Annotated in this window: 7 protein-coding genes; 4 read left to right on the top strand and 3 right to left on the bottom strand. The window is 63.2% G+C overall.

Annotated elements, in window-relative coordinates:
- The first annotated feature begins 76 nt into the window (after positions 1-76).
- Genes M5G20_RS29955 through M5G20_RS29945 form a run of 3 tightly spaced genes read left to right on the top strand, consistent with a single transcriptional unit; the run spans position 77 to position 3,723 of the window.
- Positions 77-316 (top strand): ribbon-helix-helix domain-containing protein, encoded by a 240-nt coding sequence (locus M5G20_RS29955; protein WP_003089107.1) that lies wholly within the window; start codon positions 77-79, stop codon positions 314-316.
- Positions 316-726, top strand: coding sequence for a putative toxin-antitoxin system toxin component, PIN family (locus M5G20_RS29950; protein WP_003150546.1), 411 nt, complete (start codon positions 316-318; stop codon positions 724-726). Before M5G20_RS29955 ends, M5G20_RS29950 begins: the two co-directional genes overlap by 1 nt.
- Positions 727-729: 3 nt before the next feature.
- Complete coding sequence (locus M5G20_RS29945; RefSeq protein WP_003299771.1) at positions 730-3,723, top strand: Tn3 family transposase; 2,994 nt, start codon at positions 730-732, stop codon at positions 3,721-3,723.
- Positions 3,724-3,735: 12 nt separating this feature from the next.
- Here the strand turns inward: M5G20_RS29945 and M5G20_RS29940 are convergent, their stop codons facing one another.
- From M5G20_RS29940 to M5G20_RS29930, 3 genes are read right to left on the bottom strand one after another with little or no spacing between them, the layout of a single operon-like run.
- Entirely contained in the window at positions 3,736-3,948 is a 213-nt protein-coding gene (locus tag M5G20_RS29940; RefSeq protein ID WP_003089113.1) for a GDCCVxC domain-containing (seleno)protein, read from the bottom strand.
- A gap of 7 nt (positions 3,949-3,955) precedes the next feature.
- Entirely contained in the window at positions 3,956-4,231 is a 276-nt protein-coding gene (gene merP / locus M5G20_RS29935; RefSeq protein WP_003150552.1) for a mercury resistance system periplasmic binding protein MerP, read from the bottom strand.
- A gap of 12 nt (positions 4,232-4,243) precedes the next feature.
- Positions 4,244-4,594, bottom strand: a complete 351-nt coding sequence (locus M5G20_RS29930) for a mercuric transporter MerT family protein (RefSeq protein ID WP_003089115.1) — start codon at positions 4,592-4,594, stop codon at positions 4,244-4,246.
- Positions 4,595-4,668: 74 nt separating this feature from the next.
- On the opposite strand from M5G20_RS29930, the gene merR reads away from it, so the two are divergent.
- Complete coding sequence (gene merR / locus M5G20_RS29925; protein WP_003089120.1) at positions 4,669-5,067, top strand: Hg(II)-responsive transcriptional regulator; 399 nt, start codon at positions 4,669-4,671, stop codon at positions 5,065-5,067.
- Positions 5,068-5,100 lie beyond the last annotated feature (33 nt).

The following is a 5,100-nucleotide window of genomic DNA, read 5'->3' as shown; positions in this document are numbered from 1 at the left end:
TTCGTTTTGTCGAACCATTGCATCGCCCTTTGTGATTGGCGTATAAACACACAAACACCTATTAGCGGAGAACGCTATGAATACCATTCGCTGGAATGTCGCCGTCTCGGCCGACACCGACCAGTCGCTTCGGATGTTTCTGGCCAGCCAGGGCGGCGGCCGTAAGGGCGACCTGTCGCGCTTCATCGAAGAAGCGGTACGGGCACACATCCTGGAGCTGAGCGCTGAGCAGGCCAAGGCCGCTAACGCCCATCTGAGTGAGGCAGAATTGACCAACGCGGTTGACGAAGCGCTCGACTGGGCACGTAAGCGCTGATGCGGGTCGTGTTGGATACCAACATCCTGTTCAGCGCCCTGATCTCGCCACATGGCGCGCCCGATGCGATCTACCGTGCCTGGCGGGCGGCGCGTTTCGAGGTGGTGACCTCGCGGATGCAACTCGATGAAATTCGTCGAGCCAGCCGCTATCCCAAGCTTCAGGCCATCCTACAGCCCGCCAAGGTGGGCGCCATGATCAATAACCTGCAACGGGCTGTGGTACTGGAGCGCCTGACCATCGAGGTCGAAGCCGATGATCCGGATGACTCGTTTTTGCTGGCCATGGCCTTGGCGGGCGATGCGGACTACCTGGTAACCGGTGATCGCCGCGCCGGCCTGCTGCAACGCGGGCACATCGAACGCACGCGGATCGTCACGCCCGCCGTGTTCTGCGTCGAGGTGCTGTGATCAATGCCGGTCGGTTTTCTGACTCAAGAGCAACGCGACGGTTTTGGCCGCTATGTTGATTCGCCCAGCCGTGAAGAGCTGGAACGTTACTTCCACCTGAGCGATGAAGACCGTGAAGCCATCCAGGTGCTGCGGGGTAACCATAACCGTCTGGGTTATGCCGTTCTGCTGACCACCGTCCGCTTCGTTGGCGTTCTGCCGGACAAGCCCGCCGCCGTGCCGGTGGAAGTCCTGCAGGTGCTTTGCCGACAACTGGCGATTCCAGACCCCGACTGCCTCCAGCGCTATAGCGATCATCGCCGCTGGATACATGCCACCGATATTCAGAACCGCTTTGGCTATCGTCATTTCACCGATCCGGGCATCGGCTTTCGCTTGAGCCGCTGGCTGTATGCCCTCTGCTGGACGGGCACCGACCGGCCGGGAGTGCTGTTTGAGCGAGCCACCTCGTGGCTGTTCACACAGAAAGTCCTCCTGCCTGGTGTGTCTCAACTAGAGCGCTTTATCGCCCAGTTGCGCAGTCGGGTCGAAGAACGCCTCTGGTTTACGCTGGGCCGCAGCGTGACTGAGGAACAGCGATTGCAACTGCAAGACTTGCTGACGGTGGCCGAAGGCAACCGCAGCTCCCGGCTGGATCAATTGCGCTCCGGCCCGGTCATGGTCAGTGGCCCCGCGTTGATTCGGGCACTGCGCCGGCTCGATGACGTGCGCGGCATCGGCATCACCTTGCCGGCGGCGGCGCACATCCCTCCCAGCCGTATCGCCGCCCTGGCCCGCTTCGCCAACACGGCCAAGGTCACCGCGATTAATCGGCTGCCGGCGTCGCGGCGGATGGCGACACTGGTGGCCTTCGCACTCTGCCTGGAGGCGACTGCGCACGACGACGCACTGGAAGTCCTGGAGGCCTTGCTGCGCGACCTGTTCAGCAACGCGGAGAAGGCCGACAAGAAAGCCCGCATGCGCAGCCTGAAAGACCTGGATCGGTCGGCCGCGACGCTCGCCGCCGCGTGCAAGGTCGTGCTGGACAGCTCGATCAGCGATGACAACGTGCGCGCCCGGCTGTTCAACGACCTGCCGAGGACCACCCTGGAAAAGGCCCTGGAAGAGGTCAACGCGCTGATCCGCCCGGTAGATGACGTCTATTTTCTTGCATTGGAAGCGCGCTACCGCAGCGTGCGCCGCTTCCTGCCCGACCTGCTCAAGCACATCCGCTTCGGCTTCAGCCCGGCCGGCAAGGGCGTGGCGGCTAGTCTGGAGTGGCTGCAACTGAACCTGCCGCGCCGGAAGCCAGAGGATGACGCGCCGCAGGAGATCGTGGCCAAGGCTTGGCAGAAGCACATCACCCGCGAAGATGGCTCCCTCGACATGGGTGCCTATGTGTTCTGCACGCTCGATGCGCTGCGCACGGCCCTGCGCCGCCGCGATGTCTTCGTCTCGCCCAGTTGGCGCTATGCCGACCCGCGTCTTGGCCTGCTCGACGGTGCCGAATGGCTGGCGGCGCGACCGATCATCTGCCGGTCACTGGGCCTGACCATCGACGCCAAAACCACCCTGGACGCCTTGTCCGTCGAGCTGGATGCAACCTGGCTGGCAGTAGCCGCGCGCCTGCCCGACAACCCGGCGATTCAACTGAGCGAGAACACCGAGGGCAAGACCGAACTGTCGCTCGGGGCGCTGGACAAGCTGGACGAGCCCTGCTCGTTGCTGCAACTGCGGGCGGCCGTGTCTGACCTGATGCCGCGTGTCGATCTGCCGGAAATCCTCTTGGAAATCGCCGCCCGCACTGGCTTTTCCGAGGCCTTCACCCATGTCTCCGAACGCAATGCACGCGCCGACAACCTGGTCACCAGCCTCTGCGCGGTGCTGTTGGGCGGGGCCTGCAACACCGGCCTGGAGCCCTTGATCCGCACCGACAACCCGGCGCTGCGCCGTGACCGGCTGTCCTGGGTCAGCCAGAATTATATCCGCGACGACACCCTGTCAGCGGCTAACGCCATCCTGGTCGGAGCGCAAAGCCAACTGGAACTGGCCCAAGTCTGGGGTGGCGGCGAGGTCGCCTCCGCCGATGGCATGCGCTTCGTCGTACCGGTGCGCACCGTGCATGCCGGCCCCAATCCGAAGTATTTCGGCACCGGCCGGGGTGTCACCTGGTACAACCTGATTTCCGACCAATTCTCCGGCCTCAACGCCATCACCGTGCCCGGCACGCTGCGCGACAGCCTGGTGTTGCTGGCGGTCGTGCTGGAACAGCAGACCGAGTTGCAGCCGACGCAAATCATGACCGACACCGGGGCCTACAGCGATGTGGTGTTCGGGCTCTTCCGCCTACTTGGCTACCACTTCAGTCCGCGGCTGGCCGATGTCGGCGGTACCCGCTTCTGGCGCACGCGCCCGGACGCGGACTACGGCAAGCTCAACGGGCTGGCCCGCCAGTCGGTCAAACTCGACCTGATCGCCGAGCACTGGGACGACCTGCTGCGCCTGGCCGGCTCGCTCAAACTCGGCCGGGTGCCGGCGACTGGCATCATGCGCACGCTGCAAACGGGAGATAGACCCACCCGGCTGGCCCAGGCGCTGGCCGAATTCGGGCGGATCGAAAAGACTCTGCACACGTTGACCTATATCGACGACGAGTCCAAGCGCCGCGCCACCCTGACCCAGTTGAACCGAGGCGAAGGCCGGCACAGCCTGGCCCGCGCCGTGTTCCACGGCAAACGCGGCGAGCTCCGCCAGCGCTACCGCGAAGGCCAGGAAGACCAGCTCGGTGCTCTGGGCCTGGTGGTGAACATCATCGTGCTGTGGAACACCCTCTACATGACGGCGGCCGTGGAACGGCTCAAGCAGCACGGCTATCCAGTGCTGGAAGAGGATTTGGCCCGGCTATCGCCGCTGATCTACGAGCACATCAACATGCTCGGGCGGTATTCCTTTGCGGTACCGGAAGAAGTTGCGCGCGGCGAGCTGCGGCCACTGCGTAATCCAGACGACGACCTGTGATCCCCCTAAACGCTATGAGCAACACCCAAGCTGCTGCTGGATCGGCGGGCACTTCACCGAGCCGAACGAACAGAAAACGCAGCAATCCCCTGGGTTGGGGCGCAGCAGCGCCTTGCAGTTGCTGCACTCGTAATAGAACTGGCAGGCGTCCGTGGGCATGGTTTCCGGCTTGGCGAAGCCGCAGCGCGGGCAAGTCAGCACGGACTCAAGGACAATGGCGCTCATCGTGACCTCACTTCTGCACTGTGGAGGGGTATCCCGCGTTCGCGGTCGCCTCAGTCAGTGCCTCGGGCTGGGCCTTATCGGGATCGTAGGTGACGGTCGCCGTCTTCTGGTCGAAATTGACCTGGACGTCACTCACGCCGGACACCTTCTCCAGCGACTTCTTGACCGTGATCGGACAGAGTCCGCACGTCATGTTCTGCACGTCGAGCGTGACGGTTTTCGGGGGAGCCGCCAGCGCCACGAAGGGCAAGGCGAAAAGCACGGCGATCAGCAGTTTGCGCATGGTTAATCTCCTTCAGTAGAACAGCGGGGCGAGCCACGGCACGGCCAATAGGCCGAGCAGCAGCACGCTGACGATCCAGAACACGAGTCGCTGTCGCACGAGCGTGCGCGGATCGGCGCAGGGTGTACCTGGCGTACAAACCTGTGGCACCAGGTAGAGCTTGCGGAATGCCAATCCCAGGAACAGTAGAGTCAACCCGATGAAGAGGGGGCGTAGTGGCTCCATCATGGTCAGAGCGCCCACCCACGTACCGCCGACACCGAGTGCCAACAGCACCAGTGGCCCGACACAGCACACCGACGCACCGATGGCGGTCAGCGAACTCGCGACCAGCGAGCCTTTCCCGGTGAGTTGCATCCCCATTCCCATCTCCTGAGCCTGATTGCCTAGGTGCTATTCTAAACTCCGTACCAAAGTACGGAATCAAGGAGAAAGTGATGGCCACAGAGCTGACCATTGGCAAGCTGGCAGACGCCGCCGGGGTGAACGTCGAGACGATCCGCTACTACCAGCGACGCGGGCTGCTGGATGAACCAGCCAAACCCTTGGGTGGCCATCGGCGCTATCCGGTGGACATGGTGAAGCGACTGCGTTTCATCAAGCGGGCTCAGGCGCTGGGTTTCACGCTCTCGGAAGTCGGTGGACTGCTGACGCTGGATGAGTCGTGCGCCTGTGCCGAAACGCGAGCACGGGCTGCACGCAAGCTCGCGTTGATCGAGCAGAAGATGGCCGACTTGGTCGTCATGCAGCAACTGTTAGGCGAACTGGTGCAGCAATGTGATGCGGGAGACGGCGGAACGATCTGCCCGATCATCGAGGCACTGATCAGAGAGTAATGCCTGGCGGGTGAGCTGGAGATCGGAAAGCCC

The sequence above is a fragment of the Pseudomonas sp. TNT2022 ID1044 genome (assembly GCF_028656895.1).
Lineage (GTDB): Bacteria > Pseudomonadota > Gammaproteobacteria > Pseudomonadales > Pseudomonadaceae > Aquipseudomonas > Aquipseudomonas reinekei.
The sequence above is the reverse complement of the archived record's forward strand: the minus strand, read 5'-3'. Positions and strand labels throughout refer to the sequence as shown.